The sequence below is a fragment of the Acidiphilium sp. 34-64-41 genome (genome assembly GCF_002282635.1).
Lineage (GTDB): Bacteria > Pseudomonadota > Alphaproteobacteria > Acetobacterales > Acetobacteraceae > Acidiphilium > Acidiphilium rubrum.
Window position 1 is genome coordinate 94,890 of sequence record NZ_NCJX01000001.1, and the last position, 14,598, is coordinate 109,487.

Here is a 14,598-nt window from a genome sequence, read left to right on the forward strand (position 1 = left end):
CCGTCAAAGGATTTCGGAACGGACATCGGCCTGGGTCGCCATGATGGCGGTCGTCGCCCGATCGACCAGATCATCTATCTCGGCATCCGTGATGGTCAGCGGCGGTGAGAACACCATGGTATCGCGCACCGCACGCATCACCAGATTGTTAGAAAAACAATGATCGCGGCACAGCGCGCCGACACGACCGCGCTTCTCGAAGAACCGCCGTGTGCGCCGATCAGCGGTGAGTTCGATCGCGCCGATCAACCCGGTGCCACGAATTTCGCCGATGATCGGCTGGTCGCCCAGCGCCGCGATAAGTTTGGCACGCAGCTTGATGCCGCTGGCCTCGGCGCGAGCGGCAAGGTGCTCGGATTCCAGAATATCAAGATTGGCAAGCGCAACCGCGCAGGCGACCGGATGGCCCGAATACGTGAAGCCGTGATAGAATTCACCCGTATCATTGATCAGCACATCCGCCACGCGGTCCCCCACGAGGACCGCGGAGAGCGGAATGTAACCCGAGGTGATCCCTTTCGCGAGGGTCATGAGGTCGGGCGTAATGCCGAAGGTTTCGCTGCCGAACATGCGCCCGGTGCGCCCGAACCCGCAGATGACCTCATCGGCGATCAGCAGAATATCGTGCGCGCGGCAGATCCGCTGAATTTCCGGCCAGTAGGTCTCGGGCGGGATGATGACGCCGCCGGCCCCCTGGATCGGCTCGCCGATGAAGGCGGCAACATTCTCGGCACCGATTTCGCGGATTTTGTCCTCGACCTGGCGTGCGGCATAGAGGCCGAATTCCTCCGGACTCATCTGACCGCCATAACCATACCAATAGGGCGGCATGACATGAGCAAAATCCGGCAAGGCCGCGCCCTGGCGATGCATGTCGACCATACCACCCGCCGCGGCACCCAGCGTGGTCGAACCGTGGTAGCCGAATTCGCGGCCGATGATGACGCGCTTGGACGGCTGGCCCTTGGTGATCCAGAAGGTGCGGGCCATGCGCAGCGCGGTATCGACCGCTTCAGACCCCGAACACGCAAAAAAAGCGTGGTTGAGATCGCCGGGGGCCATCGCCGTAAGGCGTTCGGCAAGGCTGATGACCGGGCGGGTCGCGGTTTTGAAAAACGTATTGTAAAACGGCAGAGTTTTCATCTGCGCGGCCGCGGCATCGACCAGTTCCTGTCGGCCGTAGCCGATTGCAACACACCAGAGGCCGGCCATGCCATCGAGAATGCGGTTACCCACATCATCGGTCAGATAAACGCCCTCAGCGCTCGTGATGATCCGAACTCTACCCTGGTGGAGGGATTTATGGTCGGAAAACGGGTGAAGATGATGCGCGGCATCGGCCGCCTGCCAGTTGAAATCACTGTCCGAGACGGTAGAAACGAGATGATCGAGCATGAAATAACTCCGATGTTAGAGCTGAACAAGCGGCACAACGGCCGCCGGGCTGAAACGATCAGGAGCGGTGCGGGCTGTAGCCGATGCGCGCGCAAAGCCGCAGAAGCTCAGCATGCGCGTCGCGGTCATATTTGTTCGGAAAACACAGCATTATTACTGTTTTATCAACATATCGGTTCTGGTTCAAGCAATTTCGTATTTAAGGCAAAGCAAGCGCTTCTTTTTTGAAAAAAACCAGCAAAAACCTTTCTGTGATCTGGGGCACGGGCGTTTGAACCGGCACAGGCCCAGATCAACAAAGTTTTGTTTGCTTCTTTTTTGTTCACAAAAAAGAAGTGCTTGCCCTCTCTACCCTTCCCTTTTCAAAAGCTGGGCGGCGTATTCGCGCTGATGACTTCACATAATTCATCGAACGGGTTGCGAAACCGGTGCGGAATGCGGCTTTTGAAGTAATAGGCATCGCCCGCGCCAAGCGCTTGTTCCTGATCCCCCACGGTGACCAACAAGCGGCCACGCACGATCACGCCCGCTTCCTCGCCATCGTGGCGAAGCATCACTTCGCCGGTGTCGGCACCGGGGCGGTAGGTTTCGTGCAGCATCTGCAGCGCGCGCTCCTTCAGGCGGCGGCCCACCATCCGGAACGAGATCTGATCCTCGAACGCAATTTCAGTAAGGTCCGACGCCCGGAAAAACACGTCTTCGGGCGCTGCGAGATCGATCGTGAAAAATTCCGCGAGCGACATCGGAATACCGTCGAGGATTTTCTTGAGCGAAGAGATCGAAGGGCTGACCCGCGCCTGTTCGATCAGCGAGATGGCGCCGTTGGTGACGCCGGCGCGCCGTGCGAGTTCGCGCTGCGTCAAGCCGAACACCTGACGCATCCGTTTCAACCGCGCGCCCACCCCCACTTCCTCGGGACCGGCTTCCATGGACCCCGCGATGCGTTCGTCCACGGCCCGATCAGGCCGCCGCGAGCACGAGATCCGCCGTCAGAACCACTTCACCCAGTGCTGTGGCAACGGCCGGATGCACGATACGGCCTTCCGCCACGTTAAGCCCCGCGCGAAGATGCGGATCGCTGCGCAGCGCCGCTTTCCAGCCGTGATCGGCCAGTTTCAGCGTGTACGGCAGGGTCGCCTGCGCGAGGGCGAAAGTGGAGGTGCGGGGCACCGCGCCTGGCATGTTGGCGACGCAATAATGCACGATTCCATCAACGATATAGGTCGGATCATCATGCGTGGTGGGCTTGCTGGTCTCGAAACAGCCGCCTTGGTCGATCGCGACATCGACCAGCACGGCACCCCGGCGCATCTGGCCGAGCATGTCGCGCGTCACCAGCTTCGGCGCGGAAGCACCGGGTACGAGCACGGCGCCGATGACGAGATCGGCGTGGAACACCGCATCCTCGATCGCCTCGGCCGTGGCGAACAGAGTTTTCAGATGCGGGCCATACAGATCGTCGAGTTGGGCGAGGCGGCCGATCGATTTATCGATGATGGTGACATCCGCCCCCATGCCCAAAGCGATGCGCGCAGCGTTGGTGCCGACCACGCCGCCGCCCAGCACTGTCACGCGCGCGGGCGGCACACCGGGCACGCCGGCGAGCAGCACGCCGAGGCCACCGTTGGCCTTTTGAAGCGACACCGCTCCAACCTGCACGGCCATGCGGCCGGCAACTTCACTCATCGGCGCCAGCAGCGGCAGGCGGCCGCGTTCATCCGTCACGGTTTCATAGGCGATCGCAATGACACCGGACTGCATCAGCAGCTTAGCCTGCTCGGGGTCCGGCGCGAGGTGGAGATAGGTGAACAGGATCTGGCCGGGGCGCAATTGTCTGCATTCGGCCGGCTGGGGTTCCTTGACCTTCACGATCATTTCGGCGCGGGCGAAAACGCTCGCGGCGTCGGGCACGATTTCAGCACCAGCCTTGGCGTAAGCGGCATCGTCCATGCCGATGCCCTCGCCCGCACCGGTTTCGATCAGGATTTGATGACCATGGGTGCGGAGTTCGCGCACCGAGGCAGGCGTCAGGCCAACCCGGTATTCATGATTCTTGATTTCCTTCGGAACGCCGATCAGCATGCAGAACTCTCCTCGTCACCAGGATGCCGTTTAGAATAATCAACAGCTTTACTAAGGCTGACGCGGCGGCGCAATATCATTTCGCCGGCCAGGGGGCGTCAGGCGCGATAAGACGGCGATCACGAAACGGTCATTCGCGCATTGTTGATTATTCTTGACGATGCGGAAAACTTTGGCGATGCTTCGCGCTAGGGAGCGACCTCAGCACGAGAACAGCGCCACCTACCCGCGAGACGCGGCACGTGGCCAGGGAGATTTGATGCGCGTGCCACCTGATCCGAACCGGCCCGAGCCGCCCCGGCAGCCCCCCGGAAGCCCGCATGGCTGAGCCCGCCATGCTTCCGCGAATCGCAGGACAGGCCGATGCCGCAACGTCATCGGCCCCAACGTCAGGTATCGCGCCGCGCGGCGCGATCCGGCTCGAAAGCATCAGTCGGGTATTCGGCGGCGGCGTGGTCGCGGTGGATCGGATCGATCTGGACATTCAGGCGGGTGAATTTTTCACACTGCTGGGGCCATCCGGTTGCGGCAAGACGACCCTGCTTCGCATGATCGCCGGGTTCGAAACCCCGGATGCCGGACGCATTCTGATCTCCGGGCGCGAGATGCAAAGCGTTCCGCCGCACAAGCGGCCGGTGAACACGGTGTTTCAGTCCTACGCGCTGTTTCCGCATCTGTCGGTCGCCGAGAACATCGGATTTGGGCTGCGAATGCGCGGCGTGGCAAAGCCAGAACGCCTGGCGCGCACCGAGCAGATCATGGCGCTGTTGCAGATCGATGCGTTCGCCCGGCGCAACCCGGCACAGCTGTCCGGCGGCCAGCGCCAACGCGTAGCACTGGCGCGCGCGCTGGTGAACGAGCCCGAGGTCGTCCTGCTCGATGAGCCGCTCTCGGCACTCGATGCGAAATTGCGGGCGGAATTGCAGGTCGAACTGATGCGGATGCAAAAGCGCCTGGGCATGACGTTCATTTTCGTCACGCACGACCAGCATGAGGCGCTGGTGATGAGCGACCGCATTGCCGTCATGGAACAAGGCCGCATGTTGCAGGTCGGCCCCGTGCTCGATGTCTACGAGCAGCCACGCTCGGTATTCGTTGCGGAGTTCCTCGGCCTGTCGAACATCTGGAAATTCACGCCGCGGCCCGGCAACATGGCCGAAACCGCGATCGGCGCACTCTCGATCGCAACACCGATCACCACGCAGCGGACGGCGATGATCCGGCCCGAGAAAATCTGGCTCTACCCCGAGGCCGACGCGCCGCGCGACCGCCCGAACATGTTTGCCGGCGTCGTGCGCGAGGCGATCTACATGGGCGCGTCCACGCAATACAATGTCGCTCTGGCCGGCGGCGCGATCGTTCTGGCGCTCGACACCAATAACCAGGCCGCCGAGCGCAGTTGGGGACCGGGGGAGCGGGTGGTGCTGGAACTCAAGCCCGCCAACATCATGCTGATCGACGGATGAAGCAAGGCTGGCCATGTCCGCGATAACCGGCGGCGCATCGATCCAGGGCAGCGCCGAGCGGGCGGAACGGCTGGCACGGGCCTGGCGACTCTGGATGACCGCCGGGCCCGGATTGTTCTGGATCGTGGTATTCTTGCTGCTGCCGAGCCTGATCCTGCTCGGGATCGGGTTTTTCTCGATCGGCAATTACGGCAATCCGCATCTGCCGCTGTCGCTCGAGCCAATGCGCGAAGTCGCCGGGTATTCGATTCTGGGGTGGAGCCCGGATAACCTCGCAACGATCCTGCGCTCGCTGTTGCAGGCGATATCGGCGGCGGGGTTGACGATTCTGCTGGCCTATCCGGTGGTGTTCTTCATCATCACGCGGCCGCCGGCGCTGCGTCCGCTGCTGCTGCTGTTCGTCATCCTGCCGTCATGGACCAATCAGGTCGTGCGCACCTATGCGTGGATGGAGTTGCTCGGGCCGGGTTCCACGCTGTCGCATCTGGCGCAAGGCGCGGGGCTGATTCCGCCGCATCTCGGCCTGATGCCCGGGATTTTGGCAATGCAGATCGGCCTGACCTACAATTATCTGCCCTACATGGTCGTGCCGCTCTATGCCGCGGCAGAAAAACTCGATTGGAGCCTGGTCGAGGCCGGGCGGGATCTCTACGCCTCGGGGCGGCGATTGTTCTGGAGTGCTGTATTCCCGCAGACGATCCCCGGACTGCTGTCGGGGATCATCCTGGTCGCGATTCCAGCGTTCGGCGATTACGTCGTGCCGACGCTGCTGGGCGGCGGCAAATCGATGATGATCGGCTCGCTGATCGCCTCGCAGTTTCTCGACACACCAAACTGGCCCTACGGCGCGGCGCTGACGATTTTCATGCTCATTTTCACCTGTGCGGGGCTGATCGTATTCCGCGTGATGAGCAAGCGCCTCGGCAGTTCCGAAGGCAGCATGATATGAGCCAGAACCTGGCGCCGCCGATCCGCCGCGCGCTATTGCTGACCAGCCTGCCCGTGTACGGACTGTTATATGCGCCGCTCGCGCTCATCGCGGTCTTTTCCTTTGCGCCAGCACCGGGCAGCACCACGGCGGGTCTGCACTGGTACAACGATCTGCTGCACGCGCCCGATGTGCTGGCGGCACTGCGCCGGTCACTGACGCTGGCGTTGGGATCATCGATCCTGGGTACCGCGCTCGGAACATTGATGGGGTTCGGCCTCAGCCGCTTTCGCAGCCGCGCCCGATCGGGGTTTGCCGCGGCATTGCCGAGCCTGATCATCTATACGCCGATCATCATGCCCAGTCTGGTTTTCGGCATATCGGAGCTGATCTTTTTCAATTTGATGCATAAGGCGACCGGGCTGTTCGCGGCAGGGCTACTGACCATGGGCATCGCCCATGTGACGTTCCAGGCCCCCTATGTCGCACTCGTCGTATTCGCGCGCATGGCGGGGCTGGACCCGAATTTGTTCGAGGCGTCGCAAGATCTCTACGCCAACGGCCGGCAATCGTTCCTGTATCTGACGGTGCCGGTGATCCGCCCCGCGATCATCGGCGGCTTCCTGCTCGCGTTCACATTGTCGATCGATGATTTCACCATCAGCTACTTCACCGCGGGGCCGGGCAGCACGACGCTGCCGATCTATATCTACAGCGCCGTGGCCCGCAAAGGCATCTCGCCCGACATCAATGCGCTCGCAACGCTGATGATTGCCACGGTGATCGGCATCGGCCTATTGCAATATGGTTTCACCCGGCAAAAAGATCGGCAGACCGTGCCACGCACCGGCGACTGAGCGACCAGATCAACAGGAGGCTAACAATGAAATACCGTAGCGACATCATCAAAAGAATCGTAGGGTCGGTGGCCCTGATCGGCAGTGTGATCGCCGGCACGATGGCAATGGCCCCGCCGGCACAGGCGGCGGGCAAGACGCTCTACCTGTTCAACTGGCAGGACTATATCGGCAAGGGGCTGATCAAAAAATACGAGGCGCATTGCGGCTGCACCGTGGTGCAGACCTATTACGATTCCAATTCGGCGCTGGCGGCGAAGCTGAAGGCGGGTGGTGATTCGCAATACGATGTCATCGTGCCGTCGAGCTATTACGTGCCGCAGCTGATCCATGAAGGTCTGATCGCCAAACTCGACAAGAAGGAACTCCCGAACTTCCGCAACCTCGCTGCGAAATTTCAGAACCCTTCCTATGACCCGAACGATGAATACACAATGCCCTATCAATGGGGCACGACCGGCATCGGCTATCTGAAAACCAAGGTGACCTCGCTGCCGGAAAGCTGGGCGGTCCTGTTCGACCCGAAGCTGAACCCGAGCTATCCGTTCGCGCTGATGGGTGGGTCCGGTCGTGATACCATCGGCGCCGCCTGCGCCTATCTGGGCTACCGGTTTACCTGCAACAAGAAAAGCGAGTGGATCAAGGCAGCCAAGCTGATCGAAAAGACCGAAAAGCGCAAGAACTTCACCGGCTTTGTCGACGGCGACCCCGCGATGGGCCAGATCAAGAAGGGTACGATCGCAATCGGCATGACGTTCAATGGTGCGGTCGCTGAATGTTACGATGACAAATCATGCCTGAATTCGGGCTATCTGCTGCCAAAACAGGGCAGCGAGATCTGGGTCGATACCATGGCGATTCCAAAGAGTGCGCCGGACCCGAAACTGGCCTATGATTTCATCAACTTCATTCTCTCTGCCAAGGCGGGCGCCGAACTTTCCAACTACAATCTCTATGGCAGTCCGAACGCTGCGGCCGGCCCGATGCTGAGCGATGAACTCAAGAAACCGCTGATCAAGCCGAACGCCATGCAAATGAAGTATCTGCATTTCCTGCCGGCGCTGGCAGGGACGAAATTGCAGACGTTCAACGCAATCTGGACCGCGGTGCGCCAACACTGACAGCGATTACGACGGCGCGCCCATTCCGGGCGCGTCGCTTCTATCCGAGGCTGATATGATCGATCTGATCGAATGGTTCAACGAACATCGCATTACCGAGGTCGAGTGCCTGGTGCCCGATATCACGGGCATTCCGCGTGGCAAGATCATGCCGGCCCAGAAATTCCACCAGGGCGGCGCACCGCGCCTGCCCGAGAGTGTTTTCATCCAGTCGGTCACCGGCGAATATCCCGACGATCCGGATGATATTCTGAGCGATCCCGCGATCATCGACATCAAACTGATCGCCGATCCTTCGACGGTTCGCCTGGTGCCCTGGGCGCATGAGCCGACCGCGCAGATCATCCATGATTGCCATTATGCCAACGGCAAACCGGTGCCGATCGCGCCACGCCAAGTCCTACGTCAAGTGATGTCGCTCTACGCCGAGCGCGGCTGGAAACCGGTGCTGGCACCGGAGCTTGAATTCTATCTGGTCGGGCGCAACACCGACCCCGACTATCCGTTGGTGCCGCCGATCGGGCGGTCCGGCCGCCAGGAAACCGGCCGGCAGGCCTATTCGATCGATGCCGTCAATGAATTCGATCCGCTGTTCGAAGAGATGTATGATTTCTGCGAGATCCAGGAACTCGACCTCGATACGCTGATCCACGAGGAAGGTGCCGCACAGGTCGAGATCAATTTTCTGCATGGCGACCCGTTGAACCGCGCCGATCAGGTATTTCTGTTCAAGCGCACGGTGCGCGAAGTGGCGCTGCGCCACGATATCTACGCGACGTTCATGGCCAAGCCGATGGGCCAGGAGCCCGGCAGTGCCATGCATGTGCATCAAAGCGTGGTCGATGCCGAAACCGGTGAGAACCTGTTCGCCGACCGCGATGGCAAACCGAGCGCGCTGTTCTTGTCCTTCATCGGCGGATTGCAGAGATATATTCCAGCAATCATGCCGATTTTTGCACCGAACGTGAATTCCTACCGCCGGCTTACGCGGTTTTCCAACGCACCGATCAATCTGCAATGGGGGCACGACAACCGCACCTGCGGCTTGCGCGTGCCGTTCGGCGAACCCTCAGCCATGCGGGTCGAAAACCGGGTACCCGGCGCGGATGCCAACCCCTATCTCGCATTCGCCGCCTCGCTCGCCTGCGGCTTTCTCGGCATGACCGAGGGATTGGGTGCGACACCGCCGTTCAAGGGATCGGCCTATTCGCAACCGTACAGCCTGCCGCGCGAACTTTCGCACGCGCTGGAAATGATGGAGCAGTCCCGCCCGTTGAACGATATTCTGGGCGAAAAGCTGGTACAGGTATTCGTTGCGGTTAAACGTCTTGAATACGAAACATATTTGCGGGTTATCAGCTCTTGGGAGCGTGAACATCTGCTGCTGAACGTCTGAACGCCATGGCGCTGGCGAATTACTACGAGGCGACGGCTCGCTTTCCAACCACGACCGCGCCATTATCCGGCGATCTGCGTTGCGACGTCGCAATCATCGGCGCCGGCATGACGGGATGTTCGGCAGCGCTGCATCTCGCCGAGCGCGGCTACCGCGTCGCGGTGCTCGAAGCGCAGCACATCGGATTTGGTGCCTCCGGGCGCAACGGCGGGCAGGCGCTGCCGGGCTTCGCCGCCGGCCAGACCACCGTGCGCCGGCTGATGGGCGCGGGTGCCGCACGATCGCTGTGGGACATGACGGTGGATGCGGTCGATCTGCTGCACGCGCAGATCGCGCGCTTCGCCATCCCGTGCGAGCCGCAGCGCGGCTACCTGCATGCCGCCGTCAAACCGCGCCAGATCCGCGAACTTCAAGACTGGCAGCAAGAACTTCACGAACTCGGCGCCGAGGGTTTCACCCTGCTGCAAGGGTCAGCGTTGCAGGCCCGGCTCGCCAGCCCGCGCTACAAGGCCGCGTTGCACGACCCGATCGCCGGACACATCCATCCGCTGAACTACACCCTCGGGCTTGGCCATGCGGCGATGGCGGCGGGGGCGCAGATTTTCACCGGCACACGCGTCAGCGCAATCGGTCAAGGTGAGCGCGTGACGCTGACTACACCGCAAGGCGTGGTGAGTGCCGATTACCTGCTGCTGTGCGGCAATGCCTATCTGGGCACGCTCTCGCGGCCGATCGCGGGCCATGTGATGCCGGTGGGCACCTACATCATTGCAACCGAATCACGGCCGGACATAAAGTCGCTGATCCCGAACAACGAAGCCGTGGCCGATCTGAATTTCGTGCTCGATTATTTTCGCCGCAGTACGGATGACCGGATGCTGTTCGGCGGCCGTGTATCGTATTCGACGCTGCCGCCCCCCAATCTCGCCGCCTCGATGCTGGGCCGCGCGAGGCGGGCATTTCCGCAACTCGCCGATGCGCGGGTCGATTACGTGTGGGGCGGCAATGTCGCGATCACGCGCAACCGGCTGCCGCATTTCGGGCGGCTCGGACGAAACATTCTCTTCGCGCAAGGATTTTCCGGCCACGGCGTCGCCTTGACCGGGCTGGCCGGCAAGCTGCTCGGCGAGGCCGTGGCAGGCCAGGCCGAGCGGTTCGACGTATTCGCACAAATCCCCCACGCGCGCTTTCCAGGCGGCCCGATGCTGCGAATGCCGAGCCTAGTGCTCGCCACCAGCTGGTTTCGTCTGCGCGACATGCTATGAAAGCCGCCCGATCCGATGCGCGGGTTCCGCTCGCCACGGCGATCGGCATTTCTGCAATCATTCTCCTGGTCGTCGCCTGGTGCCGTGGCGGCGAGTACGACGAATATTACAGCATCTTTCTCATCGCGGGTCATGCCAGGCCGGACTGGCCGATTGCGCCGGTGCGCGTTGCGGCACTGCGCGGATGGTATCACGGCCATGCTAGTCTGCTCGAAATCGTCCGCGCACTGCGCCGAGGCGACGTTCATCCACCGCTCTATTTCTGGCTTTTGTCGTTCTGGCGCGATCTGGTTGGAATCAATTTGTTCCGACTTCGCATCTTATCAGTGCTCCTGACGCTGCTGGCCCTGGCAACTCTGGCGCGGGTCGCCCGCCGCCTCGGCGTGGCGCCATCCCTCGTAATCGTTCTGACCGTGCTGTGCTACGGTTTTGCCTATACCGGCGTGGTTGCGCGCAATTTCGCGCTGACCGATGCGCTGTCACTCACCGGCGTCATGCTGCTGGTGGAAGCCGCGGCACAGCCAACCCGCCCGATCGCGCTGCTCGGCGGAATCGCGCTCGGCGCCGCCTGTTTCTCGAATTATCTCGCCAGTTTCACAACGATTGCGGCCCTCGGATGGTTCGCCATCATCAACCGCCGCCGTCCCGGCATGGCGCTGCTGCCAGCACTCGGCGCCGGCTTGTTCATCCCCGCCGGTGCGTGGTTCTTTCTGGCGCAGGCGGAGAGCCGCAAGGGGCAGTTTCACGCATTCAAACCGTTACGCGCGCTGATCGATCTTGGTCGTGATCAGGCAGGCGCCGTGCTCGGTGCGTTACCACGCTATGCCCCGCCGCCGTGGTCGGTCGCGCTCGCGGCGGCGCTCGGCTCGCTTACCTTGCTGCTATCGATCATCGTGATCCGCGATGGCCTGCCACGGCTGGCACCGCGCCATCGTGAATTGGTAGTGAGCCTGATCCTCGCACCGCCCCTGGGCCTGCTGGCACTCGGCGCCGCCTTCGATAACACGCCGATCGAGGTGCGCTACGTCTGGCTCGGCCTGCCCTATATCGGCCTCGCCCTGGCGGCGGGTTTGCACAAGCGGCCCCGGCTCGCTTCATTGGTCATCGCGGTCCAAGCCGCCGCGATCATCGGGCTGGCGATCGCGCCGCAGACGATGCAGCCGGCAGCGCGCACCGCACGCGATGCGGCGGCGCTGGCGGGTGCCGGCACGCTGGTTCTGGTGCCGTTCGGCAACGACGGGGTCGGGATTCCCGGCCCCTTCATCGCCGCCGCCCCTTCGAGCCTCATGGTGCAGATCGTGCGCGCAGCCACCCCTACCCTGCCCGCCGACAGCGCGCGATTCCATCGCGTCATCATCGCGAATATCGAAGTGGATGCCGCAAGCCGCGCCCTCGTTCCACGGCTGGTCGCGCTGTTCACCGCCGCCCCCTGCCGCACGTTGCAGGACTCTCCGGCCGATGTCATCGTGTTCGACAATAACTGCCAGGGGCCGCAATGACCGATCCGTTCGATGCCTTCACGCTCCGCCACATCACGCTCGATGATGGCCGAACCTTCCGCCTGCGAACCCACGGCAGCGGACCGGCCCTGGTCATGCTGCACGGCATGCCGCAGACCCATTATATCTGGCACAAGATCGCGCCGGCTCTGGCCGAGCATTTCACCGTGATCTGCCCAGACATCACCGGCTACGGCGAGACCTTCAAGCCGCCGGCCACCACCGATCATGCGCCCTACGCGAAGCGGGCGATGGCCGGCGATATCATCGCCCTGCTCGATCATCTGGGAGTCAGCGATTTCGCGCTGGTCGGGCACGATCGCGGCGCGCGCGTCGCGCATCGGCTCACACTCGATCATCCGGCCCGGGTGCGGCATCTGGCCATGCTGGATATCATTCCGACCATAGAACATTTCGAGCGCACCGACATGCGCTTCGCGATGGGGTATTATCACTGGTTTTTTCTCGCCCAGCCCCATCCGTTTCCGGAGGAGTTGATCAACCTCGATGCCGGCGCCTGGCTGCTGGCGCAGAGCGCCCGGCACAAAACGGCAGGTGCGGTATTCGCTCCACCGGCCATGGCGGATTATCAGCACTGCATCGCCAACCCGGCGACGGTGGTGGCGATCTGCGAGGATTATCGCGCCGCCGCCACGATCGATCTGGAGCACGATCGGGGCAGCCGCGCGAATGGTTTGAAAATCGCCTGCCCCACGCTGGTTCTTTGGGGAGAGCGCGGGTTGGTCGGGGCACTGTACGAGCCGCTGGCGATCTGGCGCGACTACTGCGCAGGCTCGCTCAGCGGTGCCGCCATGCCCTCCGGCCACTACCTTGCCGAGGAAGCGCCGGAGGAAACATTGGCCGCCCTGCAAGCGTTTTTGTCAGGCGGATAGCGCCGCGGGCTCGGTCCGCGCGCGCTTGACCATGAGCTTGTTCAACGCATGCACATAGGCGCGCGCGGCCGCCACGATCGTGTCGGTATCCGCACCCTGGCCGTCAACCAGCTTGCCGCCCTCCTCAAGCCGCACACCGCAGCGCGCCTGCGCATCGGTGCCCTCGGTCACCGCGCCCACCGTGAACAGGCGCAACTCCGCCTCGTGCGGCGCAATCGCGCGGATCGCGTTAAACGTGGCATCGACCGGCCCGTCCCCCAGCGACTCGTGTTCATGCAGCACGCCATCGACCTCGAGTTCGAGCACCGCGCGCGGCTGAGCCTTCGAGCCTGACCACACCTGCAACGAAATGAATTTGATCCGGCTCTGCTCGCGCACCACGGTTTCATCGAACAGCGCCGTGATGTCTTCGTCATAAACCAGCTTCTTGCGATCCGCGAGATCCTTGAACCGGCGGAACGCATCGTTCAGCGCATTGTCGCCAACTTCGCCATAGCCAAGGCTGCGCAACTTGTCGCGGAACGCGGCGCGGCCGGAGTGTTTGCCCAGCACCAGGCTGGTCTTTTGCCAACCGACCGATTCCGGCGTCATGATTTCATAGGTCGCGGCGTTTTTCAGCACGCCGTCCTGGTGAATGCCGCTTTCATGCGCGAAGGCGTTGCGCCCCACGATCGCCTTGTTCGGCTGCACATCGAACCCGGTGATTGCAGCAAGCAGCTTCGACGTCCGCAGAATTTTAGGACTATCGATCCCGTTGTTGAACGGCACCGCGTCATGCCGGGTGCGGATCGCCATGACCACTTCTTCGAGTGCTGCGTTGCCGGCGCGCTCGCCGATCCCGTTGATCGTGCATTCAATCTGCCGGGCACCGGCGCCCACCGCGGCCAATGTGTTAGCAACAGCGAGGCCAAGATCGTTATGATTATGCGTCGAAAAAATCACGTCATCGGCGCCCGGCACGCGCGTACGCAGCATGGTGAAAATGCGCGCGATATCCTCGGGCACCGAATACCCGACAGTATCGGGAATATTGATCGTGGTCGCCCCCGCCTTGATGGCGGCTTCGACGCAGCGGCACAGAAAATCGGGCTCGGTCCGGCTGCCGTCCTCGGCCGACCATTCGACATCGTCGGTAAAGTCCCGCGCCAGCGCAACCGATCGGCCGACCGCTTCGAGCACCGCGTCCGGTTCCATCCGCAGCTTATACTTCATATGCAGCGGCGAGGTGGAAATGAAGGTATGGATGCGCTTGCGCTCCGCAGGCTTCACCGCCTCGGCCGCGCGCAGGATATCATCGCGGCCGGAGCGCGCGAGGCCGGTAATCACCGGGCCGCGAATGCTCTGCGCAATGCGCTGCACGCTCTCGAAATCGCCAATGCTCGCAATCGGAAAGCCGGCTTCAATGACATCGACCCCAAGCTCGGCCAAAGCCTCGGCCATGCGCAGTTTTTCGTCGAGATTCATCGAAAAACCGGGCGATTGCTCGCCATCACGCAAAGTGGTGTCGAATATGATGACGCGATCGTCGGCAATCATGCCGAAATTAGGATGGTTGATGCTCATGGCGGGTCTCGCTTCGGTGCTGGTTTTCAGGCGTTCGAACTCTGGCTCCCCTGTGCGCGCCGGGTTTCAGCCCGGAATTACGCCCAGGGGTGAATAAGTCGAAGCGCGAGCGCGGCACGCAGCGACAAAGCCG

At 62.2% G+C, this 14,598-nt stretch carries 13 protein-coding genes; 9 read left to right on the top strand and 4 right to left on the bottom strand.

What is annotated here, in order from left to right; all coding sequences use genetic code 11:
• Positions 1-3: 3 nt before the first annotated feature.
• Positions 4-1,395: an aspartate aminotransferase family protein gene (locus B7X49_RS00440; RefSeq protein ID WP_286702351.1), complete on the bottom strand. Its 1,392-nt coding sequence runs from the start codon at positions 1,393-1,395 to the stop codon at positions 4-6.
• Between B7X49_RS00440 and B7X49_RS00445 the strand changes: the two genes are divergently transcribed.
• Positions 1,384-1,623 (top strand): hypothetical protein, encoded by a 240-nt coding sequence (locus B7X49_RS00445; protein ID WP_286702352.1) that lies wholly within the window; start codon positions 1,384-1,386, stop codon positions 1,621-1,623. The genes B7X49_RS00440 and B7X49_RS00445 overlap by 12 nt on opposite strands.
• Before the next feature lie 134 nt (positions 1,624-1,757).
• Here the strand turns inward: B7X49_RS00445 and B7X49_RS00450 are convergent, their stop codons facing one another.
• Together B7X49_RS00450 and ald are read right to left on the bottom strand one after the other, a co-directional pair.
• Positions 1,758-2,324 carry a cupin domain-containing protein gene (locus B7X49_RS00450; protein ID WP_286702429.1) on the bottom strand — a complete coding sequence of 189 codons (567 nt, stop codon included), beginning with the start codon at positions 2,322-2,324 and terminating at the stop codon, positions 1,758-1,760.
• A 31-nt stretch (positions 2,325-2,355) separates the two neighbouring features.
• Positions 2,356-3,477: an alanine dehydrogenase gene (gene ald, locus B7X49_RS00455; protein WP_286702353.1), complete on the bottom strand. Its 1,122-nt coding sequence runs from the start codon at positions 3,475-3,477 to the stop codon at positions 2,356-2,358.
• Between the two features lie 320 nt (positions 3,478-3,797).
• Here ald and B7X49_RS00460 point away from each other — a divergent pair, with 320 nt between their 5' ends.
• Genes B7X49_RS00460 through B7X49_RS00495 form a run of 8 tightly spaced genes read left to right on the top strand, consistent with a single transcriptional unit; the run spans position 3,798 to position 12,902 of the window.
• Positions 3,798-4,943 (top strand): ABC transporter ATP-binding protein, encoded by a 1,146-nt coding sequence (locus tag B7X49_RS00460; RefSeq protein WP_286702354.1) that lies wholly within the window; start codon positions 3,798-3,800, stop codon positions 4,941-4,943.
• Positions 4,944-4,956: 13 nt separating this feature from the next.
• A complete protein-coding gene (locus tag B7X49_RS00465; RefSeq protein ID WP_029311315.1) occupies positions 4,957-5,892 on the top strand; it encodes an ABC transporter permease in 936 nt (311 codons plus the stop codon).
• Positions 5,889-6,728 carry an ABC transporter permease gene (locus B7X49_RS00470; RefSeq protein WP_286702355.1) on the top strand — a complete coding sequence of 280 codons (840 nt, stop codon included), beginning with the start codon at positions 5,889-5,891 and terminating at the stop codon, positions 6,726-6,728. Before B7X49_RS00465 ends, B7X49_RS00470 begins: the two co-directional genes overlap by 4 nt.
• A gap of 26 nt (positions 6,729-6,754) precedes the next feature.
• Entirely contained in the window at positions 6,755-7,849 is a 1,095-nt protein-coding gene (locus B7X49_RS00475; RefSeq protein ID WP_286702356.1) for a spermidine/putrescine ABC transporter substrate-binding protein, read from the top strand.
• A 55-nt stretch (positions 7,850-7,904) separates the two neighbouring features.
• On the top strand, positions 7,905-9,245 hold the full coding sequence (locus tag B7X49_RS00480) for a glutamine synthetase family protein (protein ID WP_286702357.1): 1,341 nt from the start codon (positions 7,905-7,907) through the stop codon (positions 9,243-9,245).
• Between the two features lie 5 nt (positions 9,246-9,250).
• Positions 9,251-10,510, top strand: a complete 1,260-nt coding sequence (locus B7X49_RS00485; protein ID WP_286702358.1) for an FAD-binding oxidoreductase — start codon at positions 9,251-9,253, stop codon at positions 10,508-10,510.
• Positions 10,507-12,009, top strand: a complete 1,503-nt coding sequence (locus B7X49_RS00490; protein WP_286702359.1) for a glycosyltransferase family 39 protein — start codon at positions 10,507-10,509, stop codon at positions 12,007-12,009. The genes B7X49_RS00485 and B7X49_RS00490 overlap by 4 nt, the downstream gene beginning before the upstream one ends.
• On the top strand, positions 12,006-12,902 hold the full coding sequence (locus B7X49_RS00495; protein WP_286702360.1) for an alpha/beta fold hydrolase: 897 nt from the start codon (positions 12,006-12,008) through the stop codon (positions 12,900-12,902). Before B7X49_RS00490 ends, B7X49_RS00495 begins: the two co-directional genes overlap by 4 nt.
• On the opposite strand, the gene B7X49_RS00500 is transcribed toward B7X49_RS00495, so the two are convergent.
• A complete protein-coding gene (locus tag B7X49_RS00500; RefSeq protein ID WP_286702361.1) occupies positions 12,891-14,465 on the bottom strand; it encodes a 2-isopropylmalate synthase in 1,575 nt (524 codons plus the stop codon). The genes B7X49_RS00495 and B7X49_RS00500 overlap by 12 nt on opposite strands.
• Between the last annotated feature and the right edge of the window lie 133 nt (positions 14,466-14,598).

Bases quoted from the DNA above. Each gene is read 5' to 3' on its own strand.
- B7X49_RS00485 (WP_286702358.1), top strand. From the start codon at position 9,251: ATGGCGCTGGCGAATTACTACGAGGCGACGGCTCGCTTTCCAACCACG.
- B7X49_RS00460 (WP_286702354.1), top strand. From the start codon at position 3,798: ATGGCTGAGCCCGCCATGCTTCCGCGAATCGCAGGACAGGCCGATGCC.
- B7X49_RS00470 (WP_286702355.1), top strand. From the start codon at position 5,889: ATGAGCCAGAACCTGGCGCCGCCGATCCGCCGCGCGCTATTGCTGACC.
- B7X49_RS00500 (WP_286702361.1), bottom strand. From the start codon at position 14,465: ATGAGCATCAACCATCCTAATTTCGGCATGATTGCCGACGATCGCGTC.
- B7X49_RS00450 (WP_286702429.1), bottom strand. From the start codon at position 2,324: ATGGAAGCCGGTCCCGAGGAAGTGGGGGTGGGCGCGCGGTTGAAACGG.
- ald (WP_286702353.1), bottom strand. From the start codon at position 3,477: ATGCTGATCGGCGTTCCGAAGGAAATCAAGAATCATGAATACCGGGTT.
- B7X49_RS00475 (WP_286702356.1), top strand. From the start codon at position 6,755: ATGAAATACCGTAGCGACATCATCAAAAGAATCGTAGGGTCGGTGGCC.
- B7X49_RS00490 (WP_286702359.1), top strand. From the start codon at position 10,507: ATGAAAGCCGCCCGATCCGATGCGCGGGTTCCGCTCGCCACGGCGATC.
- B7X49_RS00480 (WP_286702357.1), top strand. From the start codon at position 7,905: ATGATCGATCTGATCGAATGGTTCAACGAACATCGCATTACCGAGGTC.
- B7X49_RS00495 (WP_286702360.1), top strand. From the start codon at position 12,006: ATGACCGATCCGTTCGATGCCTTCACGCTCCGCCACATCACGCTCGAT.
- B7X49_RS00465 (WP_029311315.1), top strand. From the start codon at position 4,957: ATGTCCGCGATAACCGGCGGCGCATCGATCCAGGGCAGCGCCGAGCGG.
- B7X49_RS00440 (WP_286702351.1), bottom strand. From the start codon at position 1,395: ATGCTCGATCATCTCGTTTCTACCGTCTCGGACAGTGATTTCAACTGG.
- B7X49_RS00445 (WP_286702352.1), top strand. From the start codon at position 1,384: ATGATCGAGCATGAAATAACTCCGATGTTAGAGCTGAACAAGCGGCAC.